The sequence below is a fragment of the Nocardia sp. NPDC004582 genome, from assembly GCF_053602115.1.
This window is the reverse complement of the sequence record NZ_JBSGCY010000036.1, coordinates 1-23,262: the sequence shown is the minus strand read 5'-3', so window position 1 is coordinate 23,262 and position 23,262 is coordinate 1. Positions and strand designations below refer to the sequence as shown.

Annotated in this window: 21 protein-coding genes, 1 tRNA gene and 1 pseudogene; 11 read left to right on the top strand and 12 right to left on the bottom strand. The window is 69.8% G+C overall.

All coding sequences use genetic code 11. The features are described 5' to 3' along the window. Positions 1–4 precede the first annotated feature (4 nt). From ACWELJ_RS13315 to ACWELJ_RS13300, 4 genes are all read right to left on the bottom strand, one after another. A complete protein-coding gene (locus tag ACWELJ_RS13315; protein ID WP_452366411.1) occupies positions 5–415 on the bottom strand; it encodes a hypothetical protein in 411 nt (136 codons plus the stop codon). An 84-nt stretch (positions 416–499) separates the two neighbouring features. Beyond that, positions 500–572 (bottom strand) — tRNA-Ala (locus ACWELJ_RS13310). A gap of 69 nt (positions 573–641) precedes the next feature. After that, the gene (locus ACWELJ_RS13305) at positions 642–1,286 is read right to left on the bottom strand and encodes a TetR/AcrR family transcriptional regulator (RefSeq protein WP_452366438.1); all 645 of its coding nucleotides are present in this window, start codon (positions 1,284–1,286) and stop codon (positions 642–644) included. Positions 1,287–1,414: 128 nt separating this feature from the next. Further along, positions 1,415–2,143 carry a uracil-DNA glycosylase gene (locus tag ACWELJ_RS13300; RefSeq protein WP_452366437.1) on the bottom strand — a complete coding sequence of 243 codons (729 nt, stop codon included), beginning with the start codon at positions 2,141–2,143 and terminating at the stop codon, positions 1,415–1,417. A 100-nt stretch (positions 2,144–2,243) separates the two neighbouring features. Between ACWELJ_RS13300 and ACWELJ_RS13295 the strand changes: the two genes are divergently transcribed. From ACWELJ_RS13295 to ACWELJ_RS13265, 7 genes are all read left to right on the top strand, one after another. Further along, entirely contained in the window at positions 2,244–2,918 is a 675-nt protein-coding gene (locus tag ACWELJ_RS13295) for a trimeric intracellular cation channel family protein (protein WP_452366410.1), read from the top strand. A gap of 105 nt (positions 2,919–3,023) precedes the next feature. Further along, the gene (locus ACWELJ_RS13290; protein ID WP_452366409.1) at positions 3,024–3,464 is read left to right on the top strand and encodes a GyrI-like domain-containing protein; all 441 of its coding nucleotides are present in this window, start codon (positions 3,024–3,026) and stop codon (positions 3,462–3,464) included. Further along, positions 3,461–3,895 carry a GyrI-like domain-containing protein gene (locus ACWELJ_RS13285; RefSeq protein WP_452366408.1) on the top strand — a complete coding sequence of 145 codons (435 nt, stop codon included), beginning with the start codon at positions 3,461–3,463 and terminating at the stop codon, positions 3,893–3,895. Before ACWELJ_RS13290 ends, ACWELJ_RS13285 begins: the two co-directional genes overlap by 4 nt. 344 nt (positions 3,896–4,239) lie before the next feature. Next, positions 4,240–4,896: a hypothetical protein gene (locus ACWELJ_RS13280; protein WP_452366407.1), complete on the top strand. Its 657-nt coding sequence runs from the start codon at positions 4,240–4,242 to the stop codon at positions 4,894–4,896. Next, complete coding sequence (locus tag ACWELJ_RS13275; protein ID WP_452366406.1) at positions 4,893–7,055, top strand: Rv1355c family protein; 2,163 nt, start codon at positions 4,893–4,895, stop codon at positions 7,053–7,055. Before ACWELJ_RS13280 ends, ACWELJ_RS13275 begins: the two co-directional genes overlap by 4 nt. Positions 7,056–7,107: 52 nt before the next feature. Further along, a complete protein-coding gene (locus ACWELJ_RS13270; protein ID WP_452366436.1) occupies positions 7,108–8,931 on the top strand; it encodes a putative bifunctional diguanylate cyclase/phosphodiesterase in 1,824 nt (607 codons plus the stop codon). A gap of 128 nt (positions 8,932–9,059) precedes the next feature. After that, entirely contained in the window at positions 9,060–9,959 is a 900-nt protein-coding gene (locus ACWELJ_RS13265; RefSeq protein ID WP_452366405.1) for an SDR family oxidoreductase, read from the top strand. A gap of 23 nt (positions 9,960–9,982) precedes the next feature. On the opposite strand, the gene soxR is transcribed toward ACWELJ_RS13265, so the two are convergent. Further along, on the bottom strand, positions 9,983–10,492 hold the full coding sequence (gene soxR / locus ACWELJ_RS13260; RefSeq protein WP_452366404.1) for a redox-sensitive transcriptional activator SoxR: 510 nt from the start codon (positions 10,490–10,492) through the stop codon (positions 9,983–9,985). A gap of 126 nt (positions 10,493–10,618) precedes the next feature. Between soxR and arcA the strand changes: the two genes are divergently transcribed. Both arcA and ACWELJ_RS13250 read left to right on the top strand, forming a co-directional pair. Next, complete coding sequence (arcA, locus tag ACWELJ_RS13255; protein ID WP_433591832.1) at positions 10,619–11,845, top strand: arginine deiminase; 1,227 nt, start codon at positions 10,619–10,621, stop codon at positions 11,843–11,845. Between the two features lie 7 nt (positions 11,846–11,852). Continuing rightward, on the top strand, positions 11,853–12,227 hold the full coding sequence (locus ACWELJ_RS13250; RefSeq protein ID WP_452366403.1) for a GntR family transcriptional regulator: 375 nt from the start codon (positions 11,853–11,855) through the stop codon (positions 12,225–12,227). Positions 12,228–12,229: 2 nt separating this feature from the next. Here ACWELJ_RS13250 and ACWELJ_RS13245 read toward each other — a convergent pair whose 3' ends face one another. Further along, positions 12,230–13,837, bottom strand: coding sequence for a dolichyl-phosphate-mannose--protein mannosyltransferase (locus ACWELJ_RS13245; RefSeq protein WP_452366402.1), 1,608 nt, complete (start codon positions 13,835–13,837; stop codon positions 12,230–12,232). 208 nt (positions 13,838–14,045) lie between these two features. On the opposite strand from ACWELJ_RS13245, the gene rsmI reads away from it, so the two are divergent. Continuing rightward, complete coding sequence (gene rsmI, locus ACWELJ_RS13240; protein WP_452366401.1) at positions 14,046–14,900, top strand: 16S rRNA (cytidine(1402)-2'-O)-methyltransferase; 855 nt, start codon at positions 14,046–14,048, stop codon at positions 14,898–14,900. Positions 14,901–14,998: 98 nt separating this feature from the next. After that, the gene (locus tag ACWELJ_RS13235; RefSeq protein WP_452366400.1) at positions 14,999–16,231 is read left to right on the top strand and encodes a cytochrome P450 family protein; all 1,233 of its coding nucleotides are present in this window, start codon (positions 14,999–15,001) and stop codon (positions 16,229–16,231) included. On the opposite strand, the gene ACWELJ_RS13230 is transcribed toward ACWELJ_RS13235, so the two are convergent. From ACWELJ_RS13230 to ACWELJ_RS13205, 6 genes and pseudogenes are all read right to left on the bottom strand, one after another. Then, entirely contained in the window at positions 16,132–18,300 is a 2,169-nt protein-coding gene (locus tag ACWELJ_RS13230) for an MMPL family transporter (protein ID WP_452366435.1), read from the bottom strand. The genes ACWELJ_RS13235 and ACWELJ_RS13230 overlap by 100 nt on opposite strands. A gap of 351 nt (positions 18,301–18,651) precedes the next feature. After that, positions 18,652–19,836, bottom strand: a complete 1,185-nt coding sequence (locus tag ACWELJ_RS13225; RefSeq protein ID WP_452366399.1) for a peptide synthetase — start codon at positions 19,834–19,836, stop codon at positions 18,652–18,654. A 14-nt stretch (positions 19,837–19,850) separates the two neighbouring features. Then, the gene (locus ACWELJ_RS13220; protein ID WP_452366398.1) at positions 19,851–20,891 is read right to left on the bottom strand and encodes an NAD-dependent epimerase/dehydratase family protein; all 1,041 of its coding nucleotides are present in this window, start codon (positions 20,889–20,891) and stop codon (positions 19,851–19,853) included. After that, the gene (locus ACWELJ_RS13215) at positions 20,888–21,157 is read right to left on the bottom strand and encodes a hypothetical protein (RefSeq protein ID WP_452366397.1); all 270 of its coding nucleotides are present in this window, start codon (positions 21,155–21,157) and stop codon (positions 20,888–20,890) included. Before ACWELJ_RS13215 ends, ACWELJ_RS13220 begins: the two co-directional genes overlap by 4 nt. Further along, positions 21,154–22,974, bottom strand: a complete 1,821-nt coding sequence (locus ACWELJ_RS13210) for a fatty acid CoA ligase family protein (protein ID WP_452366396.1) — start codon at positions 22,972–22,974, stop codon at positions 21,154–21,156. Before ACWELJ_RS13210 ends, ACWELJ_RS13215 begins: the two co-directional genes overlap by 4 nt. After that, positions 22,971–23,262, bottom strand: a pseudogene (locus tag ACWELJ_RS13205) (hypothetical protein); the annotation flags it as partial. The pseudogene ACWELJ_RS13205 and the gene ACWELJ_RS13210, both read right to left, overlap by 4 nt.

Genomic DNA, 23,262 nt, shown 5'->3' with positions numbered 1-23,262 from the left:
CCGCCTACGGGTTGTAGATCTCCACATAGGCATTCGTCGCCACCGCGAAGACGCCCGGTCCCATCCCCGTACAGCCCGCCGAGACGGTCTGCCCGCCCGGCGTGAAGGGATAACTGAGCACCTTGTACGGCCCGATCGCGTACATCGGGAACGGCCCACTGGCATAGAGTCCGACACAATCGAGATGCAGCACATAGTTGGTCCCGCCGTCATTCCCACACACGGCGGACGCGTCGAACACCCCCTTCGTGACACTGCAATCCTGCGGCGCCGCCTGCGCGGTCCCCGCGCCCGCGAATCCCAATCCCGAAACACCCACTGCCGCAACCGCAGCGGCGATACCCCATGCCCTACTCATGAATCCCCTAAACTCGCGTCGCGTGATCAAGATCTTCCGATCGGAAGTATCGCCCACACGCCCACTCCCGTTTCAACCCCGAGCTCAGGCGGGTCGAGGAAAAAGAAAAAGGCCCGGTCTGTATCGACCGGGCCTTTGCTGTGGAGCTAAGGGGAATCGAACCCCTGACCTTCTCGATGCGAACGAGACGCGCTACCAACTGCGCTATAGCCCCGCGCCGGATCTTCCGATCCGCGCTCGGAGAACATTAGCAGGTGCGGTGGGGAGACGGCGAATCGGCTGGTTAGGTGGGGTTTCTCGAGGCCGGTTCGCTGTAGGAGTCGAGGACCCGCAGGAACAGGTCTACCCGGTACTCGCGGATCGCGGGGTTGTCGGGCTCCAGCAGGCACTGGGCCAGGGTGCCGTCGTGCACGGCGACCAGCGCCCGGCCCAGCGCGGCCGGATCGGGCACCCGCCGCCCATTGCGCCGCATAAGCGCCACCACCACCGGGGTGAGCGCCGCCGCGATCGCCTCCTCCCGCGCCACCATCACCTGCCGCAGGCCGGGATTGCGCAGCGCGTGCGCGGTGAACTCGGAGGTGATCCGAAACCACTTGTCGTCCACCGGAACCGCGGTGAGCACCTGCTCCACCGCGCGCCGCGGATCGTTCGCCACCGAGCCGGGCGCGTCCAGCACGGCCGCCGCTTCGGCCAGCAGCAGCGCCGACCGCTGCTCCCACATGGCGAGGAACAACTCCTCCAGCGAGGTGAAATTCGAGTAGAAGGCGCCCCGCGTGAACCCGGCCCGCTCACACACCTGCTCGACCGAGCACCGCCCGAACCCCTCCTCCGCGAACGCCTCGAACGCCGCGTCCAGCAGCCGCTGCCGGGTCTCGGCCCGCCGCGGCCGGACGCCGTTCCCACCACCCCGGACACCGCCACCGCCCACCCCGGATTCATCATCGCCCCTGCTCACGCCCGTATCCTAGCCGGTCCGCCCACCCCGCCCCGTTCGCCGAGTGGCACCTCCTGGAGGCGATTCCGGACAAAACCCCTCCAGGGTGTGCCGGTCGGCGGTCAAGGGAGGCCGGCGGCTCGGGCGGCGTCGTGGAGGACTTGCTCGAGCATGGCGGGGGTTAGGCGGCCGGTGAAGGTGTTTTGCTGGGAGGGGTGGTAGGTGCCGAACAGGTGGATCGGGGAGCGGCCGGGGGTGGCGGCCTCCAGGGTGATGTGTGCGCCGTGGGCGAATCGGGGCTTGGGTTTGGGTATGGCCCAGCCGGATTCGGATAGGGCGGGGAGGAGGGCTTGCCAGCCCCAGGCGCCGAGCACGACGATCGCGCGCAAGGTGGGTGCGAGCAGTGTCAGTTCGGTGGTGAGCCAGTGGCGGCAGGTGTCGCGTTCCAGCGGGGCGGGCTTGTTGTCGGGTGGTGCGCAGTGCACCGGCGCGGTCACGCGAGTTCCCAGCAAACGCAGGCCGTCGTCCGCGGAGACGCTGGTCGGCTGATTGGTCAGGCCGACCGCGTGCATGGCCGCGATGAGCACGTCGCCGCTGCGGTCGCCGGTGAACATGCGGCCGGTGCGATTGCCGCCGTGCGCCGCGGGTGCCAGGCCGACGAGCAGCAGCCGGGCATCGGCCGGACCGAACCCGGGAACCGGCTTGCCCCAGTAATTCTCGTCACTGAACGCGGCCCGTTTCTCGTGTGCGACCTGTTCGCGCCACGCCACCAGTCGCGGGCAGGCGCGACAGGCGGTCAGTTCCGCGTCGAGCTGGGCAATTGTGCGGCACACCAGGTGACTCAACCACATTCCGGCCCGCACCGTGCGGCTGCGCGTCGGCATGGCGGACCGGGCATACTGGGCGCCGTTAGCCGGGAGTTAGCGACCCAGGAAGGGAACCGGGCGTGCAATGAGTGATCTCGTCGAACTCGGCACCGCTGCCGATGCGGCGCAGAGCGCGGGAAACCTGATGGGAGTGTTCGCATTCGGAGTGTCGGGCGCGCTGCTCGCGGTGCGCCGCCGCTTCGATGTGGTCGGCATCGCGGCCCTGTCGGTGGCGACCGCCACCGGCGGCGGTGTGATCCGCGATCTGGTGATCGGCCGCACCCCGCCGCGCGCCTTCGTCGACCTCTCCTACGCGGCGACGGCGCTGCTGGCGGCGGTGCTCATCTTCTTCTGGCACCCGCCGGTCCGCCTGACGCGCACCCCGCTCAATATCGCGGACGCCATCGGCCTCGGCATCTTCTGTGTGACCGGCACGGTCACCGCGTTCCAGTACGGCATGTCGGCCACCTCGGCCGCCGCGCTCGGCTTGGTGACCGCGGTCGGCGGCGGTGTGATCCGCGACGTGCTGGCCGGTGTCACACCGAGCGTGCTCAGTGACGGAGAGCTCTACGCCGTCCCCGCGCTGCTCGGATCCGCGGTGACGGCGACCCTGCTGCACTACGGCCAATACACCTACTGGACAGGCGCTTTGGCCGGTGCCGGGGCCGTCGCCCTGCGCCTGATCGCCCTGTTCCGGCACTGGCACGCGCCCATGGCCCGCCCGCACCGCCGCCGCGAGGACGACCCCGCCGGCCGGTGAGACGAGCGCCTCTGTCGTGTCGCCCGGCCCGGTCCCCGGCGATTGATAGCATGGCGAAGGCTTGGCCGACCAGCTGTGAAATCACACCTCGAGAGAGTTCCTTCCATGCAGTTCGAGATCGTCGAGCGGGACGAGACCTGGGTTGCCGGTTTACCGGTGCGCAGTCCCAAACGCGCCCTCGGTGAACTGCGCGATCACGACCTCGAAGTGGCCTGGGCCGCGGTCCTGCACCAGGACCTGGGCGGGCCGCTGGCCTCCGCCTACACCGACTACGCGGCCGAGCTGGGCACCTACAACACCCAGATCGTCGGCTACCAGTGCAACTCGCTCGACGAGGTGACCCGCGGCCATCTGGTGGCCCGCCTCCCGCGCGGCACCTACGCCCGCTTCTCCTCGATCGGCAATTTCCCGCAGGTGATGACCGACCTGTGGACGCAGATCGCCTACGCCGAGGAGCACAACCAGATCAAGCGCATCCACACCGGCGACTTCGAGACCTACCCGCACGCCTACAAGATCGACCTGTACCTGGCGGTCGAGTCGTGACCTATTCGATCGTGGTCCGCCCCGGCGGCGTCTACGGCGGCCTGGTGGTCCCGCGGGTGCGCCCCAGCTTCAAGGTCTCCAACAGCGAGCTCATCGAGTTCCTGCGGGACCGCCTGCGCGACCGCGAGGGCACCCGGCGCCCCCTGGCCACGGTCTACGTCCCCGACCCCGCCGGGAACTACAACGTGCTGGTCTCCTACGAATACCCCGGCCCCGACGACGCCCCCTTCGGCGACGTCCTCATCCGCGTCCCCAAGGGCGTCTACGCCCGCTTCAGCCCCAACGGCGACTACCACGACCCCGCCGAGGACGTCTGGGCCCAGGTCGACGACGCCACCGCCTCCGCCGAGATCACCCGGGCCTACCGCGAGGAGATCGAGATCTGGCACGGCCCGGCCGAACTGGAGCTTTTCATCTCCATCCTGGTCTGATAGCTAACTGTTAACTGATTGAGAACCAACCGGTCTTGTCGCCAGTTTTCATGACTGATAGCAATGGTTTGACCAGCAGTGATTTCTGGAGGAACGTTTGGATTTCGGGGGATTAGCCGGATGCCTGGACAATTTCAGTCGGCTGGCGGATACTCCCCTAGGTGCCTCAGCCGGGCACGGCTGAAGCACGACCGTATCCGGTGGGATACGCAAGAGGGTTGCGCGAAGTAAGTGCATTAGTGGAGCGGAACTATATGGCTGTCGAACCGATCGCGCTTGCCCCGGCAGAAAGCCCTGGTAGCGGGATGCTCCGAAGCGCGGACGCACAATCCGGTTGTACGATCTTGATCGGTCCGCCGCACGCGGATCCGCGGTTGTGGCGCGAGTATCTGGCCGGTGCGCTCGAGGTCTACCGGCACTATGGAGCCGAGGAGGCGGTCGAGTACGACGCCTGGCTCGACGGCTCCGGTACCTCGTTGTTCTGCGTCGCGCTGAACGCCGAGGGGCGAGTGGTCGCCGGAGTGCGCGCCGAGGGCCCGCATCAGCATGTCGATCAGGTGCACGCGGTCCGGAGCTGGGCGGGACGGGCCGGTGACGCGGCGTTCCGCAAGCTGGTCGCCGATCAGATTCCCGACGGCGTCATCGAATCCAAGACCGGGTGGGTGGCCCCCGATGCCGAACACCGGCACGAGCTCGCCGACTGGGTCGCGCGGGCCATCGTGCAGAGCACCCTGTTGCTCGGCGCCCGGTATTCGACCGGGATCGCGCCGTCGCACGTGATCGACCGCTACCGCACGACCGGAATGACCGTCGTGTGGTGGATCCCGTCGTCGGGTTATCCGAACGACCGCTATATCACCCACCCGGTGTGGTGGGACATGGAGAACTACCAGACGCTCGGCACTCCCCGGCAGGTCGCCCTGGTGGAGTCCGAACTCGCCGAGATGCGCGCCGGCGGCCCGGTCGACTGGACGGGCGGCGAGAGACTGGCGCAGGCATGAACAACGAAAACCCGGCGGTCGGTGAATATCGGCCGCTCTTGCTCGATGAATTGAATTCGAATGACGCGGAACAGCTCGCGCGATTGCGCGCGGATCCGCGAATAGAATTTTCCGATTTGCGTGATTTGCTGCGTTCGGAATTCTCTGGCCTGCTCGATCCGCCGGAATTGTCGGAAGGGCCGGAATTCGATCGGTGGATTTATTATCCGTGGCGGCGCACCGTAATTGCTATGCCGGGTCCGCAGGTGATGCGCGCGCTGCGCCTGGACCGGAATCGCAATCACCTCACCCGCGCCGAGCAAGCGAAACTGGCCGGGCTGTCCATCGGGGTGGTCGGGCAGAGCGTGGGCCACGCGGTCGCCCTGGCCCTGGCGCTGGAAGGTATCTGCGGCCTGCTCAGGCTCGCCGACTTCGACACCATCGAGCTGTCCAATCTCAATCGAATCCCCGGATCGGTCTTCGATATCGGCCGCAACAAGGCCGTGGTCACCGCCCGCCGGATCGCCGAACTCGACCCGTATCTGCCGGTGGAGGTTTTCCACGCCGGCGTCACCGAGGGCAACATCGACGAGTTCCTGTCCGGCCTGTCGATCGTGGTCGAGGAGTGCGACTCGCTCGACATCAAGCTGGCCGTGCGGGAAGCCGCCCGCCGGCACCGCATGCCGCTGATCATGCAGTCCAACGATCGCGGGCTGGTCGATGTGGAGCGGTTCGACCTGGATCCCGAGCGGCTGCCCTTCCACGGCATGCTGGGCGGTACCCGCGCCGCTGAACTGCGCGGCCTGTCCACCCGCGACAAGGCGCCGCACGTGATCCGGATCCTGGACGGCAAAAGGCTGTCCGACAAGCTCGCCGCCAGCATGGTGGAGGTCGGCGAAACCCTCAACAGCTGGCCGCAACTGGGCTCGGAGGTGCTGCTGGGCGGTGCCAGCGTCGCGACCGCGGTGCGCCGGATCGGGCTCGGGCAGAAGCTGGAGTCGGGCCGGACCCGGGTGGATGTCGACCGGTCGCTGGACGAGATCGCCGAACCGCCGCCGGTCGAGGATCTGGTGTGGCCCGAGGAGGCCGCCGAGGAGTCGTTGCCCGAATCGGGTGTGGCCGCCATTCTGGCCTGTGCCCAGCGCGCGCCCTCGGGCGGCAACGCGCAGCCCTGGACCCTGCGCGCCGACGCCGGGTCGGTGACGATAACCCTTGCGCCCGAACGCTCTTCGCTGATGGACATCGGTTACCGCGGCAGTGCGCTGGCGGTCGGCGCGGCGCTCTACAACGCGCGCGCGGCGGCTGCCGCCCAGGGCCTGCTGGGCGACAGCGAGCTGCGCGCCGAGGGTGCGGGCGAGCTCTCCGCCGTCCTGCGGCTGGGGGCCGGCGCGGATCCGGAACTGGCCGGCGATCACCCCGCGCTGCTCAGCCGCCACACCAATCGCCGCGACGGTACGGGAGTGCCCGTGCCGTCCGCGGTGCTGGCCGAGCTGGCCCGCACCGCCCGGCGCGCGGGTGGTGAACTGCGCTGGGTCGATGACGCGAGCCGGGTCGCGGAGGCCGCGGATTTGCTCGCCGCGGCCGAGCGCACCCGATACCTGACCCCGGCGATGCATACCGAGATGATGGCCGAGCTGCGCTGGCCCGGTGACGATCTGCGCACCGGCATGGACCTGCGCACCCTGGACCTCGCGCCGGACGAGCTGGCCAAGCTGGAGATCGCCCGCCGGGGCGACGTCATGACCCTGCTGCGCTCCTGGGCTGGCGGTGTCGCCCTGGTCGAGGGGACCAGGGACAAGGTGCGGTCGAGCTCGGCGGTGGCGGTGCTGACCTTCCCCGAGCCGGCCCCCGGCGATCCGGCCGAGCTGGCCGCCTACGCCCGCGCCGGCGAGGCCCTGCAACGGGTCTGGATCGACGCCGAACGCCACGGTCTGGCGGTCCAGCCCGTCTCCCCGCTGTTCCTGTTCGCGCGACGCCCCGAGGAACTGAGAGCGGTTTCCCCGGAGTTCGCCGATACACTAGCGTCACTTCAGGGCCGTTTCGTGGACCTGATGGGAGTACCGAGGCAGGAAACGATGGCATCGATTCTGCGCCTCGGCTACGCGGCAGAGCCAACGGTTCGAAGCAGACGGCTTCCCATACCCGATGCGACGCCCGCGGCGAGTGAGATCGGAGACTAAGGTGCCCCGGCGAACGCTCGACTCATTGGTGACCCAGGTCGCCTCCGAGTTGATGGCGGTCGATGCCACCACCATGACGGCGGCCAGCGAACAGGTGCTGTCATGGCTGGTGGAGCACTTCGACGTCGATTTCAGCTTCCTTCGATTCACCGATTCGGTCAATCGGGTTTCGGTGCTGGTGGCCGAATGGCCGCGCCGGGCCACCCCCGAGGAAGACGACCTGCTGCAGGTCGCGCATATCGACGATCCGCAATCGGCGCTGGCCCAGCTGTCCCACACCACCGAACCGATCATCATTCGGCCGATTCCCGAATTCGCCGACTATCAGAGCCTGATTCAAGAAGCCACCGGCATCGACTCGGTGTCGGTCGCGGCCGTGCCGCTGGTGTCGCGGGGTGAGCCCACGGGCATTCTCGGTTTCATCAAGGCGGGCGACCGCGAGTGGAGCACGCGCGAACTCAACGTCCTCAAGGCGATCGCCGCGCTGTTCGCGCAGTTGCAGGCGCGGGTGGTGGCCGAGGACCGGTTGCGGTTCATCGCCATGCACGACGACCTCACCGGGCTGGCCAACCGGCGTTCCTTGCTGGAGCACATGGAGGAGCGGCTCCGGGCGGGCCGGCCGGGGCCGGTGGCGGCGTTCTTCCTGGACCTGGATCGGCTCAAGGCGCTCAACGATTTCCTCGGCCACACCGCCGGCGACAACTTCATTCGCACGCTCGCCGGCCGGTTGCGCGAGAACCTGGATCCCGCCGACATGATCGCCCGCCTCGGCGGCGACGAGTTCGTGATCGTGCCCGCCAAGCCGATGGACGCGGAGGCGGCGGGGTTCGAGGCGACGCGGATTCAGCAGTTGATCGGGCGGCGGGTGACGGTGGGGGAGGAGACCGTCAGTCGCGGGGCGAGTGTGGGTGTGGCGCTGGGGATTCCGGGGGAGACGACGGTCGCGGACGTGCTGCGGCGGGCCGATCACGCCCTGTTGTCGGCCAAGTCCAGCGGCGGTAATGGCGTGGCGGTGTTCACCGACGCGATGCGGGCGCAGTTCGAGTTGCAGGACGATGTCGAGTTGAACCTGCGCAGCGCCGTGTCGGACGGGTCGCTGGTGCTGCACTATCAGCCCGAGGTGGATCTGCGGACCGGTCGGGTCGTCGCGCTGGAGGCGCTGGTGCGGTGGCAGCATCCGACGCGCGGGTTGTTGCCGCCGGGGGCCTTCGTGGGGGTGGCGGAGGCCACGAATCTGGCCGGTGAGCTGGGGCGGTGGGTGATTCGCACGGCCAGTGAGCAGTTCGCGCTGTGGCGGCGTCGGGGGCTGGCGTCGAATGTGGTGATCCGGATCAATGTGTCTCCGGTGCAGCTGGTTTCGCTGGACTTCGTGGAGACCATGGAGGGGATTCTGCGGCGGTACGGGATCGACGGGTCCTCGGTATGCCTGGAGATCACCGAACACGTTGTGGTGCAGGATCTCGCGCGCACACAGGTGACGTTGCGCGGGCTCAAGCGGATGGGCGTGCAGATCGCGATCGACGACTTCGGGACGGGGTATTCGTCGCTGTCGCATCTGAAGGCGCTGCCGGTGGACGCGGTGAAGATCGACCGCGGATTCGTGCAGCGGCTGGGCGCCAGCGCGGATGATCTGGCGATCGTGAAATCGATTGTGGGGCTCGCGGGTTCGTTCGGCCTCGGGGTGGTCGGCGAAGGTGTGGAGACCACGGTGGCGGCGCGCACGCTGGTGGCGCTGGGCTGCTACCGGGCGCAGGGCTTCCTGATCGCGCGGCCGATGCCCGCCGAGGAGGTCGAGGAGCATCTGGCGGCGGGCCGGATCGCGCTGGATCTGGATCTGCCCGGTACCACCCGGTCGGTCCTGCCCGGACCGTCCTGACCTGCCCGGCAATAATTCGAACCCCCGGGAAATCGGGGCGAAACCGGTACTCGTCCGACTCGCGAACACTATTGTTCGTGATGTAGCGTGCGGTTCTGACAGGGCTGTCGAGGTAAGGATGGATCGGCGTGCGTGATCGTGGCCTGAGTGGCAAGAAGACTTTGATTACCGGCGCGGCGAGCGGCATCGGCCGGGCCACGGCACTGGCGGCGGCCCGCAAGGGCGCCCGCCTGGTGCTCACCGACGTGAATGTCGAGGGGCTGGACGCCACTGTCGAATCCATCCGTTCCGGGGGCGGCATCGTCGAGGTGGCCGCCGCCCTCGACATCAGCGACTACGAGGCCGTGACCGCCTTCGCCGAGAAGGTGCACGATCAGCTCGGCTCGCTCGACGTGGTGATGAACATCGCGGGCGTCTCCACCTGGGGCACGGTCGAGAATCTGGAGCACAAGCACTGGAAGCGCATGGTGGATGTGAACCTCATGGGTCCCATTCACGTGATCGAGAACTTCGTGCCCCCGATGGTCGAGGCCGGACGCGGCGGGGCGCTGGTCAATGTGTCCTCCGCCGCCGGCCTGCTCGCGCTGCCCTGGCATGCCGCGTACAGCGCCAGCAAGTTCGGGCTGCGCGGCGTCTCGGAGGTGCTGCGCTTCGATCTGGCCCGCCACGACATCGATGTCCACCTGGTGGTGCCGGGCGCGGTCGACACCCCGCTGGTGCAGACCGTGGACATCGTCGGCGTCGACCGTGACGACCCGCGAATCCAGGCCTGGATCAAGCGCTTCCGTCGCCACGCCAAATCGCCGGACGAGGTGGCCCAGACGATCCTGCGCGGCGTGGAGAAGGGCACCTACCTGATCCACACCCAGTTCGACATCCGCTTCGGCTACTGGTGGGCCCGCAAGTTCGCCTGGCCGTACGAATTCGTCATGCGCCGCGCCAACGACCTGTTCACCACGTTCCTGCCCCGGCCGGAGCCGAAGTCCGGCCGACCGGGCGAAGTGACGGGTGTGAGTACGGCGGATTGACCGGCGGCGTCCGGCCGGCCGGTTCAGTTCTGCTCGGCGGTCGGCTCGCAGACGCCGGGCTTGGCGCAGTTCTCGGCCGCGTGCGTGTCCAGCACCCGCGCGCCCGGTCCCTCGTCGCCCAGGTGGTCGTGGGCGTTGAAGATCTTGCACACGCCCAGCGACAGGCACCCGCAGCCGATGCATCCGGTGAGGTTGTCGCGCAGCCGCACCAGCTGTTCGATCCGGTCGTCGAGGTCGGCGCGCCAGGCGGTGGACAGGGTCTCCCAGTCGCGGCGGCTGGGGTTGCGGCCGTCGGGGAGGTTGTCGAGGGCGCGGCGGATCTCGGCGAGCGGAATGCCCACCCGCTGGGAGATGCGGATGAAGGCGACCCGGCGCAGTGTTTCGCGGGAGTAGCGGCGTTGATTGCCGCTGGTCCGGCGGGCGCTGATCAGCCCTTCTCGTTCGTAGAAGTGCAAGGCGGACACCGAGACTCCGGCTCGCTGGGCGAGCTGACCGGGGGTCAGCTCCTTCGCCTGCCACGACGCGGTCTGCATTCCTGAACATTACTCCAGGTTTCCGGCGGCGGCGACCCGGCGACCGGAGGATTCACCGGGGCGACTCGAGGTTTTCCCAGGGTCGAATTGCATGCCATCCGTGCCGCGGGCAACTACCGTCGTGTCATGGGAACAAAGGCCGCACCCACGGCGCGACCGTTTTCCGTGACCTCGGAGGTCGGCGCACTGCGCACGGTGCTGTTGCACCGCCCGGGCGACGAGCTGCGCAGGCTCACCCCGCGCAACAACGATCAGCTGTTGTTCGACGCCATTCCCTGGGTGGAGCGCGCCCAGCAGGAGCACGACATCTTCGCCGACGTGCTGCGCGGCCGCGGCGTCGAGGTGCTGCTGCTGGCCGATGTGCTCACCGAGACCATCCAGGGCAGCGGCGCCGCCCGCATCCAGGGTATCTCCGGAGCCGTGGACGCCCGCCGGCTCGGCCATGTGCTGGCCGACGAGCTGGCCGCCCACCTGCGCCGGGTGCCCGCGCCGGAGCTGGCGCAGATCCTCATGTCCGGCATGACATTCGACGAGCTGCCGTTCGGTCAGGACGCCACGTCGCTGGTGCGGCGCATGCATCACGGCCACGATTTCGTCATCGACCCGCTGCCGAACCTGCTGTTCACCCGGGACTCGTCGTTCTGGGTCGGCCCCCGGGTGGCGATCACGTCGCTGGCCTTGCCCGCCCGGGCCCGCGAAACCTCGCTCACCGACCTCATTTACGCCTTCCACCCCCGTTTCCTGGGGGTGCGCCGGGCCTACGAATCGCACACCGCCCCCATCGAGGGCGGCGACGTGCTGTTGCTGTCCCCGGGCGTGGTGGCGGTCGGGGTGGGCGAACGTACCACCGCCGCGGGCGCGGAAGCGTTGGCGCGCAGTCTCTTCGAGGATGATCTGGCCCACACCGTGCTCGTGGTGCCGATCGCCCAGACCCGTGCGACGATGCATCTCGACACGGTCTGCACCATGGTCGACGTCGACGCGGTGGTCATGTATCCGGCGATCCAGGATGAGTTGTGCGCCTTCACCATTCGCAAGGAGGAGGGTGGCGTGAGCATCTCCGGCCCCGACCCCTTCCTGCGGGTGGCGGCCGAGGCCATGGGCATCGGCAAGCTGCGGGTGGTCGACACCGGCCTGGACGGCGTCACCGCCGAACGGGAGCAGTGGGACGACGGCAACAACACCCTCGCGTTGGCCCCCGGGGTGGTGGTGGCCTACGAACGCAACGAGAACACCAACGCGCGGCTCGAAGACGCCGGAATCGAAGTGCTGCGCATCCCCGGCTCCGAGCTGGGTTCCGGCCGTGGCGGTCCGCGCTGCCTGTCCTGCCCGTTGTCGCGTGACGAGGTGTGATGAAGCCATGCTGGACATCCCGGTCGACCACCACTCGACGGTCCCGCCGTATGAGCAGCTGCGCCAGGGCATCATCGCCCGGGTGCGCTCCGGTGAGCTCGCCGCCGGCACCAAGATCCCCACGGTGCGGGCGCTGGCGGCGACCCTGAAGCTGGCCCCCAACACGGTGGCGCGCGCCTACCGCGAGCTGGAGCAGGACGGCATGCTCGAAACCCGCGGGCGGCTCGGCTCTTTCATCGCGTCCTCGGGCGACCCGACCCGCGACCTGGCGGGCCGCGCCGCCACCGAGTACGTGGCGGTGATCAGGCGACTGGGCCTGGACGACGACGCCGCGGAACGCTACCTGCACGCCGCCCTCGGCGAAACCGACACCGCGCCTTAGCGCTATCGCCAGCTGGGCAGCCAGAGGTGGTCGTGCCAGCTGCCGGGGGTGATCGGCATGCCCGTCAGGATCGGCCACAGCCAGATGAAATTGGCGATGACCAGCGCCAGGTACAGGCACACCAGCAGCAGCCCCAGCCCTTGCCGTTCGCTGGGCGGGAGGAACATCTGCCAGCCCGGCGCGCCCGAGAGCCGCCGTCCGCTGGGCGGCGCGTGCCCGAGGATGTCGCCGAGCGCCAGCGCCACGCCCATGGCCAGGAACGGGGCCAGCGGCACCGCGTAGAAGAAGTACATCTGCCGGTCCAGGTCCAGGAACCAGGGCAGGATGCCCGCGCCGTACCCGACCAGGACGGCGGCGTAGCGCCAGTCGCGCCGCACGATGCTGCGCCACAGCGCCCAGCCCAGCATGGGGAAGGCCACCCACCACAGCGCGGGCGTGCCGATCGCCATGACGGCCTTGACGCAGGCGGCCTGCCCGCAGCCGCTCACATTGGTGTCGGCGTAGTAGTAGAGCATCGGCCGCAGTCCCATGGGCCAGGTCCACGGCTTGGATTCCCACGGATGGTGATTGCCGGCGGAGTTGGTGAGCTCCTTGTGGAAGTTGAGCACCTCGCCGCCGTAGTACCAGAGTCCGCGCAGTGCGCTGGGCACCCACGAGAAGTCGCCGCCGCGACCGACCTTGGACCCGACCGCGTACCGGTCGTAGCTGGTCTCGCTGGCGAACCAGCCCCAGAAGGACATGAGGTACACGAACACCGGCACGACCGCGAGCGCGTACACGGTGGGTCCGAGGTCGCGCCGGGCGACGCCCTCCCACGGCTTCTTGACGCGGTACCCGCGCCGCGCGGCCAGGTCGAACGCCAGTGACAGCGCCGCGAATCCGACGATCCAGTACGCGCCGGACCATTTGGTGCCGCAGGCCAGTCCGAGCATGAGGCCCGCGCCGAACCGCCACCAGCGCACGCCGAAGCGCGGCCCGTATTCGGTGTCGTCGATGCGGCCTTGGGCGGAGACCAGCGCGATGCGGGTGCGGATGTCGTCGCGGTCCACCACCAGGCAGCCGAAGGCCGCGGTGACGAACAGCGCCTGGAAGATGTCGAGCATGCCGATGCGGGAGGACACGAAGGTGAGTCCGTCGCAGATCAGCAGGATGCCGGCGAACGCGCCGATCAGGGTGGAGCGGGTCATCCGCCGCACGATGCGGATCACCAGCAGGACCAGCAGGGTTCCGGAGACCGCGGCCATGAACCGCCAGCCCCACGGCCCGTAGCCGAAGATGGCCTCGCCGAGCGCGATCATCTGTTTGCCGACCGGCGGGTGCACCACCAGCCCGTAGCCCGGGTTGTCCTCGACGCCGCCGTTGGTGAGCACCTGCCAGCCTTGCGGGGCGTAGTGCTTCTCGTCGAAGACCGGCGTGTGCAGGTCGGTCGGATAGTTCAGCAGCAGGAACCGGGTGATGCCGGCGATCGCGGTGAGGAACAGCGTGACCACCCAGCCTCGCGCCCAGTCCGTGGGCCCGAAATCGGGTGAGGGCACCAGCGGGGCGGGACTCGACAGCGCCGCCGTCTCCGCCTGAACCGCTGACGGTCGCACGTCGGTTACCTGGGTCACGCCGTCGATCGTAAGCGGTCGGGCCGTCCGAGTCGCCCTCCGGTGAGCCGTGGCCGATTCGGCCGTGCCCCCGGCACTCGGTCGTGCCCCCGCGCCGGTAGGTTCGGTTCGGCACGTTCCGGATCGAGTGGGCTCGAAGCGACGGTCCGCGTGCAGACCGCGAACGGCACTCAGCCGTGCGCTGCGGGCGCGGAGAGGCGGAATGGAAATGAGCGGCGAGCCCGGTGTGCCCGGTCGGCTGGTCTTGGCGGCGACACCGATGGGGGATATCGGTGACGCGTCACAGCGGTTGCGGGACGGGCTGTCCTCGGCGGACATCGTGGCCGCGGAGGACACGCGGCGGACGCGATCGCTGGCCAAGGCCCTGGATGTCGAGATCTCCGGCCGGGTGGTGAGCTTCTACGACCATGTCGAGACCGCGCGCATCCCGATGCTGCTCGAGGAGATCGAGTCGGGCAAGACCGTGCTGCTGGTCACCGACGCCGGCATGCCGTCGGTGAGCGATCCCGGTTATCGGATGGTGGCGGCGTGTGTGGAGCACGGGCTGCCGATCACCTGCCTGCCCGGTCCGTCCGCGGTGACCACCGCGCTGGCCTTGTCCGGCCTGCCCGTCGAACGCTTCTGTTTCGACGGTTTCCCGCCCCGCAAGTCCGGGCAGCGCAAGGAGTGGCTGCGCACGCTGACCGCCGAGTCCCGGGCCGTGGTGTTCTTCGAGGCCCCGCATCGGCTCGCCGACTGCCTGGCCGACGCGGTCGAGGTGCTCGGCCCGGCCCGGCGTGCCGCGGTCTGCCGGGAACTCACCAAGACCTACGAGGAGGTCGTGCGCGGCACGCTGGCCGAGCTGGCCGCCTGGGCGGTGGAGGGCGCGCGCGGGGAGATCACCGTGGTTCTCGAAGGCGCGCAGCCGGTTTCGGCCGAGCCCGCCGATCTGGTCGGCCAGGTCGAAGCCCTGATCGAGTCGGGGCTGCGGTTGAAGGACGCGTGCGCGGAGGTGTCCGCCGCCACGGGGGCGTCCCGTCGCGAGCTGTACGACGCCGTGCTCGCGGCCCGTTCCGCCGAATAGCGCTGCGCTATGGCCGGATTGTCTGGCCAGTGTGCCTACTGACAGGGGTCTGCTGATGCCGCGCCCGGTCAGCGTCGCCGCTGTTACAGTCCCCGATCATGGTGCATGAGACCGCCGCTCCGGCAAGTGAATCGGCGCTGGAACCGTTCGAGTTGGGCGACGATTTCTATCAGCGGCCGCACGTCGCCTACGACCTGTTGCGGGCGCGCGGCGCGGCGCATTTCGTGCGCTTCCCGGACGGCGGAACCGGTTGGCTGGTTACCGATTACGAGGCGGCGAAGGCGGTCTTCCTGGATCCCGCCGTCAGCAAGGCCCTCACAGCGCCGGGCGCGCAGGCCGCGCTCGGCGGTGACGCCGGGGGCGCGGCCATGTTCGGCGACATGATGCTGTTCTACGACCCGCCGGAGCACACCCGGCTGCGCACGCTGGTGAATCGCGCGTTCAGTGGCCGCGCGGTGCGCGAACTGGCCCCGCGCATCACCGAATTGGCCGACGGCCTGCTGGCCGGGCTGGCCGAGGACGCCGCGACCGAGCAGGATCTGCTGGACCGCTACGCGTTCCCGCTGCCCATGCTGGTGATCTGCGAGCTGCTGGGTGTGCCGAACGAGGACCGGGACAGCTTCCGCGCCTGGTCCACGACCCTGGTGTCCAATGACGAGACCCCCGAGGCGCGTGGCGCCGCCGTCGGCCAATTCCTCGGCTACATCGACGGATTGATCCGCGCCAAGCAGCAAGCGCCCGCCGATGACCTGCTCTCCGAACTGATCTCGGCCAGTGCGGACGGCGACCGGCTCTCCCATCGCGAGCTGATCAGCATGGTGTTCCTGCTGCTGATCGCGGGTTTCGAGACAACCGTGAACCTGATCTCCAACGCTGTGGCGATCCTGTTGACCGACAACGCGATCCGGGACGTGCTCACCGCCGACCCCGGCCGGATGGCGGATTTCGTGGAGGAAGTCCTGCGCTTCGAATCCCCGGCCAGCGAGGGCACGTTCCGCTACACCACGGCCCCCGTCGCGGTTGGCGGCGTCGAAATCCCTGCGGGCCAGCGGGTTCTGGTGTCGATGGCCGCGGCTGACCGCGATCCCTCGCGCTTCGACGACCCGCACCGGGTGGACCTGGACCGAGCCGACAAGAACCACCTGGCCTTCGGCTACGGCATCCACCGGTGCGTCGGCGCTCCGCTGGCGCGCATGGAGGGCGGTGTCGCGCTGACCCGCCTGCTCGCGGCCTACCCGGATCTGGTGCTGGCCACCGACGCCGAATTGTCCTGGCGCAAATCGCTGATCGTGCGCGGACTCACCGCGTTGCCGGTCCGCCTGCGCCCCTGACCCGGGGTCCACCAGTTGGCCGGCCCCATCAGCTTCACCAGCGCCGGGACCAGCAGCATGCGGACCAGGGTGGCGTCGATGATCAGTGCGATCACCATGCCGAGGCCGAGGAACCGCATGGGCGTGAGCGGCGACAGCGTGAACGCGCCGGTGATGAGCACGAGCAGCGTCGCGGCGGCGGTGATCACGCGCGCGGTCCGCACGGTTCCGACCCGCACGGCGGTCTCGGTGTCCGCGCCCGCGTCGTGCGCTTCCACCATGCGTGACAGCAGGAACACCTCGTAGTCGGTGGAGAGCCCGAACACGACAGCGATGATGAGGACCATCATCCCCGCCGACAGCGGGCCGACACTGACGTGCAGCGCACCCGCCAGATGCCCCTGATCGAAGATCCAGGTCAGCACGCCGAAGGTGGCGGCCAGGCTGAGGAAGGCCATGAGGACGGCCTTGAGCGGCAAGACGATCGAGCGGAACGCCAGCGCCAGCATGAGCAGGGTGACGGCCACCATGACCGCGATCATGAGCGGGAGCCGGTCGAGGACCGCCGCGATGCTGTCCACCGTGGTGGCGCTCTCGCCGCCGACTCGCAGGTCGAGGCCGTCCGGACGCAGGGCTCGCAGGTCGCGCACGATGTCCTGGGCGCGGGGTGAGCGGTCCGGGGCGGCCAGCGCGGCGTGAACGATGACGGTGTCGTCGCGGGTGTCGAGGGCCAGGGCCTGCCGGACCCCGGGCACGCCGCCGATCTCCCGCAGCGCGCGGCTGACGGCGGCCTGATTCGGTGTGCCGCCACCGGTTTCGCGGACCAGGATGGTGGCCCCGCTGTTCGCGGCGGGGAAGTGCGCCGTCAAGTCCTCCACCGCGACCCGGGTCTCATTGCCCGCGGGCAGCGCGGTGTGGTCGATATCGCCGAGCCGCACGCCGGTCAGCGGCGCGGCCAGCACCAGCAGGATCGCGCCGACCGCGAGGGCGATCACGCCCGGGCGTTTCATGACCGCGGTGACGACGCCGCCCCAGAACCGTTGCGCCCGCGCCTCGGAGCGGTCGAAGGCGTCCGCGCGCCAGCTCCACTTGCCGATCCTCGGGCCCAGCAGCGCCAGCAGGGCGGGCAGTGCGGTCACCGACAGCGCGGCGGCCAGCCCGACCGCCGCGATGGCCCCGATCCCGAGCGACCGCAGTACGGCCAGCGGGAAGACGAACGTTCCCGCGAACGCGCAGATGAGCAGCAGCGCCGAGAACAGCACCGTGCGCCCGGCCGTGCCGAGGGTGCGGGTCACCGCCGCGTCCACCGTGGCTCCCCGCGCGAGTTCCTCGCGGAACCGTCCGACGATGAAAAGCCCGTAGTCGATGGCCAATCCGAGCCCCAGCAGCGACACCACGTTGGTGGCGAACACGCTGACCTCGGTGAGCCGCGCGATCAGCCCGACCGCGCCCAGCGCGCCGACCACCGCCAGGGTGCCGATCGCCACCGGCAGCGCGGCGGCCACCACACCGCCGAACACCAGCACCAGCACCAAGGCGGTGACAGGGATCGAAATGGATTCGGCCAGTACCAGATCGTCCCGTGATTGCGTGCTGATCGTGTCGGCGAGCGCGCTGTAGCCGGTCAGCTTCGTGTCGAGCCCGTCGACCCGCAGCGCGGCGGCGATTCTCGGATACTCCGCCACCCGCTGGTTGTCGTCGCCCGCCGAGAACACCACGGCGACGGCCTGCCGCCCGTCGGCGGACCGCAGATACTGCGATCGCGGACTGCTCCAATAACTTTCGACCGGTCGCCGCAACAGACCCGGGTCGATCGACGCGATGGCCGCCGTCACCCGCGGCCCGATATCGGCCAGTGACTGCCCCTCGGGCGCGGTGTACACGGCGATGACATCCGGATTCTGCGGCCCCAGCCGCTCGGTCACCCAGGCGTCCACCTCCGTGGATTCACTGCGCGGCACCACGAATCCCGCCGAACTCACCCGCTGCTGCAGCCCGGCGGCGAAGATTCCGCACGCCAGCGCGAACAACACCGCTACCGCCAGCACCGTCCTCGGACGCCGCACGACCACCCGCGCCCACACCGCCACGACCCCGCCGGCCGCGACTTCGCCGGCCGCCGCACTGTCATCCGATGCCGCGTCGCCGAGCGAATCGCCATCGATCACAGCGGAGTTGGCGGCGGCCGAGCGATCGGTCACCTCGGCTGGACCACGGGACGCACTGGGCGCGCCGCCCTCGGTCCCCGCCCCGTTGGACTCGGTTGAACTGCCGGTGGTGGTCATGGGCGCTCCGATCCTGTTGTGCACGAGCGGGTGAGGGCGTCTGGGTGCTCGGGCCTGGCGCGCGGCGCGTCACCGCCGGTGGCCGAGACGGTCGCTGTCATCGCCGGTTGCGAGAGACCAGATCGACTACGGCCGGTGCTTCCGTTCGTCCTGTGCTCAGTTGTGAGCGGTCGACGGTTGCTCGGCGAGTTCGGTTTCCAGCGTCCGGACGATGCGGTCCAAAAGCGCGTCCAGTCGCTCGGGCACGCCGCGCCCGCTGCGCGCGGAGACGGTGAGCTCGGTGCGGCCGCCGCATTCGGTCATGCCGATGAGCAGCGGCATGGCGACGCTGTGCTGGGGCATCACCTTGATCGCGGTGGGAGTGAACCCCGGTACGGCGAGGGCGTCGAGGTCGTAGCGGCCCATGTGGGAGACGGTGGCGGAGGCCAGGTTCAGGCCCGTCCGTGAGCCCAGGGCGTTCAGGACGCGCAGCAGTCCGCGTCCGGCGGCCTGCGGCAGGTACTTCAGCCCGCCGTTGTCCATCTGATTCAGTTCGCGGTTCTCCGCGAGGCCCGCTCGCTTGATCTCGTTGAGCTGCCGCCAGTCCATGCCCGGCTTCACGTCCAGGAACAGCGGCAGCGCGAGATTCGCGGTGGACCGCAGTTCCGGGTCGTGGCGCCGGATGTCGACGGGGATCATGATGCGCGAGACCGGCCCGCCCGCATCGGCCAGCATGGCCGCCACCCGCATCAGCGTGCCCGGCCCGGTGGCGTGAATGGTTCTGGTGCGCAACAGGTGCCGGTGCTCGCCCCGCTCCTGGCGGCCGTGCCCGGTCGCGGACCGGAAGCGCGGCAGCATCAGGGTGGGCCGCCCCGGCGCGCCGATCCGCTTCACCAGTTCGGCGTCGGCGATCGGGTCGGCCGCGCCCACCGGCTCCTCGCCGCGCAGCGCCCGCAGGACGTCGGTGGTCCACATGACCATGCCCATGCCGTCCATGACGCCGTGGAACACCCGGAAGACCAGCGCGGTGGTCGTGCCGGTGAGCAGCAGCACTTCGACGGTGGCGTCCGGGGTCGGCCCGATCGGGCTGGTCAGCACCGGATCCGCTTCCAGCGCCGGGTATCGCAGCGTGTGCTCGACGACGCGCACACCGGGTGCGCGTCCGCTGTCCACCCAGTGCCGGCCGTCGCGCACCAGGCGCGCGCCCGGGTTCGCGGCGGCGGCGGCGGCGACCGCGCGGCGCAGCGTCTCCGGGTCGAGGCTGCCCGTGCCCTCCACCACCAGCTGCATCAGGAACGGCGGAGCCAGATCCCGCATGGGGAAGTAGATGAGTTCGGTGGGGGAGATGGGACGGCGGAACATGGTCTACCTGCCTGTCAGATCCGAGCGTTCAATGCCACCGCGCCGCCCTGGGTTTCGAGCCAGGTCAGGAAACCGGCCAGGCCGGTGTCGCGGTCCACGATCGGGCGGTAGCCCAGATCGCGGGCGGCGGCGGAGGTGTCGTAGGTCGCGGTGCGGGTCATCAGCGCGACCACGTACCGCGACAGTGGCGGCGACCACCGGGTGGCGACGAACGGTATGCGCCACACGGTTTCGATGGCGGCCACGATCGCGGCGAGGACCTTCGGATTCGGCTGCCGGGTCGGCTTCGGATAGCCGAGTCCGGCGGCCACCTCGCCGAGGAAGCCCCACACGTCGGTGCGTTCGGCGTCGGCGATGAAATACGCCTTGCCGCCGGCGTTCTCGCTACCCGCGGCCAGCACGCAGGCCTCGGCGATATTGTCGACGTGACACAGCGAGGCGTACACCTGCTTGCCGTAGGACAGGTCCGGCAGCGCGCCCTCGCCCGCCCGGCCCAGCAGCCGCACGATCGGCCCGGACCGGTCGCCCGCGCCCCAGATGGCGCGCGGCCGCAGCGCGCACGTGCTGAACCCGTCCGTATTCGAGGCCAGGACCAGGCGTTCGGCCGCGGCCTTGGTCTCGGAGTAGTGGTTCAGGTAGCGGCTCGGGTACGGCACCGATTCGTCGATGTCGACCTGATCGCCGCCGTCGCGGTCCATGAGCGCGCTCGGGCTGGACACGAACACGAACTTCGCGGCGCCATGGCGTCGGGCCGCCCGCAGCAGATTCTCTGTGGCCGTGACGTTCTCGGCGACGAACTGGTCGCGGGTGCCGCGATCGTCCACCCGCGCGGCGCTGTGGAAGACCACGTCCACGCCCTTGGTGGCGCGGTCGAGGGACCCCGGATCGGTGAGGTCGCCGGTGACGACCTCGACCTGGTCGAGCACCTCCGACAGATCACGCAGATCGCTGGTCGGCCGGGCCAGGATGGCCACCTCGTAGTCGCCGTCGCGGATCAGGCGGCGCACCAGCGCCCCGCCCAGGAATCCGGAAGCGCCTGTCACCAGTGCCTTCACGTGGCCTCCTGCGTCTTCCACCAGGTGATCCCGAAGATCTGGGTCATGGCCGCCGTCTTCACCGGCGAGTGTCCGCTGTCCGCGGTGGCGCGCAGGGCGGCCGGGATCTGGGCCGCGTGCACCACGACGCTGAGGAACGCGTCGATCCAGAACACGGCGCGCAGCAGCCGGTTCGCCGGGGCGCGATCACCCGCCGCGAGCAGCAGGCCCAGCGCGAGATACAGCCAGCCGAGCACCGGAATCGCCCGTAGTACCAGCACCTTCATCGTCGATCGTCCTTTCCGAGCCGCTCCGCCGCCCACACCGCGAGCTGCTCGCGGCCGATCTTGGCATTGTGTCGGATATCGACCGGGAACCTCGGGTGGAACAGGAACGTGGAAACCGCCGCGGTGACCGTGAATTCGGCCGCCCGTGCGTGCAGCCCGGCCGTGACCGCGGCGGGGTCCGCGCCGGGTTCCGTCTCGACGCACAGCACCGGCCGCTGCGCGCCCCACTCGCCCACCCCGACCAGCGCGGTCCGGGCTACCCCCGGCACCGCGTTGAAGACCTGCTCCACCTGCACCGAGAACATGGGGCCGGCCGCGGTCTGCAGCCGCTGACTCTTGCGCCCGCAGAACCAGATCCGGCCCTCGCCGTCGATGCGGGCCAGGTCGCCGGTGCGATGCCACACCGTCTCGCCGTCGTGGATCTTGCCCGCCGCGTTCGCCGATTCCGGCCAGTAGTAGCGGGTGCTCACATTCGGCCCGGCCACCACCAGTTCGCCGATGCCGCGGGTGGCGGCCAGTTCGGTCTCGCGGGCCCGCGCGTGCGCCCAGGTCGGGATCGGGTCATCGGTGATGGCGACCAGCCGCGCGCGCACCCCTTCGGCGGGACGGCCCACACAGGTGCCCTCGCCGAGGCGGGCGCGATCGGCCAGACCGGCCAGCAGCTCCCGGGATTCGATGGTGGACATCGGCAGCGCCTCGGTGGAGCCGTACCCGGCGTACACCTCCGCGTCCTCGGCCAGCACCCGGCGCAGCCCGGCGACGCAGGTGTCCGGGACGGGCGCGCCGCCGGAGAAGACGCTGCGCAGCGTCGGCACCGGCGTGCGATGCGTCTCCAGGTGCCGCAGCAGCGGGACCAGCACGGCGGGGGAGGCGAACATGGTCTTCACCCCGAACCGGTTGATCGCGTCCACCACGTGCGCCGGATCGGTGGAGCCCACCTTGCTGGGCACCAATGGCGGCAGGACACACCGGGATCCGAGCAGCATGTCCAGAATGCCGACCAGCGGCAGCGTGATCAGCGAGGTGCCCGGCTCCACCCGGCCGCGGGCGGCGTGCACCTGCTCGACCATGGCGCTCAGATTGCCGTGCGTCATCTCCACGGCCTTGGCGGGGCCGGTCGAGCCGGTGGTGTAGGCGATCAGCAGTACCTCGTCGGCGGGCGCGGGCACCCGCTCACGCAGGGTGAAGGCGTCGAACGGGGCACGGTGCTCACCCGACGGCCGCCGCGAATCGGCGACCGAGGCCAGCAGTTCCGCCAGGCGCGCCGCCACTTTCGCGCCGACCGGACCGGCGGCGTCGGCACGGAAACGGGTGCCGAAGCGGCTCGCCGTCGCCGGTGCGTCCCAGCCGCGCAGGGTCGGGCCGCCCCAGAACCAGCGCGGGCCCACGGTCAGCGTCACCCGCACCTTGCGGAAGTACTTGGCGAACAGCACCCGCGCCGCATGCGCCTGCGGGATGCCGATGAACGCCTCCGCGTCGGCGGCCCGCAGGCAGTTGAGCATCTTGCGCACGCCCATGCCCGGATCGATCACGACCGGGATCGCGCCGATCTTCAACAGCCCCAGCATGATCGCGTACAGCTCCGGGCTGGGCAGCACCAGCACGATGGTGCGGGTGCCGCGGCCCACCCCGGCGGCGGTCAGGTGCAGGCCGATGGTGTCGGACCACTCGTCGAGCTCGCGGTAGGTGAGATGGCGGTAGTCCGGCAGGCCGGAGGCGGTCTTCCCCGCGGGGTAGATCACCGCCTCACGGTCCGGATCGGCGGCCACCACCGCGCGGAAGCGGTCGATGGCCTGCCAATAGGTCGCGGTGGTCACGCCGCGGCCCCGACCACGGCCGGCAGGCGGTAGACGACGGCGGCGGCCGACGGGCCCGCGCCCGCGGCCACGAACAGCACATCGCGGTATCCGGTGAGCGATTCCGCCTGGGCAGCAGCGTGATACGCCAGTGACAGCGAGGCGGTGTGCGGGTCGCCCTGGGACAGGTCCGGGAGGAACACCGCGTCCGGGGCGATGCCGAGCTCCTCGGCCAGGCGGGCCGGGAAGCCGGCGCTCGGGGTGGCGGCGATCAGGGCGGTGGTGGTCTCCGCCGCGTCGCTGCCCGCC

What these genes read in the sequence shown, in the direction of transcription:
- ACWELJ_RS13290 (WP_452366409.1), top strand. Translation starts at nt 3,024, where the DNA reads ATGCAGTTCGAGATCGTCGAGCGGGACGAGACCTGGGTTGCCGGTTTA.
- ACWELJ_RS13215 (WP_452366397.1), bottom strand. Translation starts at nt 21,157, where the DNA reads ATGAAGGTGCTGGTACTACGGGCGATTCCGGTGCTCGGCTGGCTGTAT.
- ACWELJ_RS13250 (WP_452366403.1), top strand. Translation starts at nt 11,853, where the DNA reads ATGCTGGACATCCCGGTCGACCACCACTCGACGGTCCCGCCGTATGAG.
- ACWELJ_RS13235 (WP_452366400.1), top strand. Translation starts at nt 14,999, where the DNA reads ATGGTGCATGAGACCGCCGCTCCGGCAAGTGAATCGGCGCTGGAACCG.
- rsmI (WP_452366401.1), top strand. Translation starts at nt 14,046, where the DNA reads ATGAGCGGCGAGCCCGGTGTGCCCGGTCGGCTGGTCTTGGCGGCGACA.
- ACWELJ_RS13270 (WP_452366436.1), top strand. Translation starts at nt 7,108, where the DNA reads ATGGCGGTCGATGCCACCACCATGACGGCGGCCAGCGAACAGGTGCTG.
- ACWELJ_RS13300 (WP_452366437.1), bottom strand. Translation starts at nt 2,143, where the DNA reads ATGTGGTTGAGTCACCTGGTGTGCCGCACAATTGCCCAGCTCGACGCG.
- arcA (WP_433591832.1), top strand. Translation starts at nt 10,619, where the DNA reads ATGGGAACAAAGGCCGCACCCACGGCGCGACCGTTTTCCGTGACCTCG.
- ACWELJ_RS13225 (WP_452366399.1), bottom strand. Translation starts at nt 19,836, where the DNA reads ATGTTCCGCCGTCCCATCTCCCCCACCGAACTCATCTACTTCCCCATG.
- ACWELJ_RS13275 (WP_452366406.1), top strand. Translation starts at nt 4,893, where the DNA reads ATGAACAACGAAAACCCGGCGGTCGGTGAATATCGGCCGCTCTTGCTC.
- ACWELJ_RS13295 (WP_452366410.1), top strand. Translation starts at nt 2,244, where the DNA reads ATGAGTGATCTCGTCGAACTCGGCACCGCTGCCGATGCGGCGCAGAGC.
- soxR (WP_452366404.1), bottom strand. Translation starts at nt 10,492, where the DNA reads ATGCAGACCGCGTCGTGGCAGGCGAAGGAGCTGACCCCCGGTCAGCTC.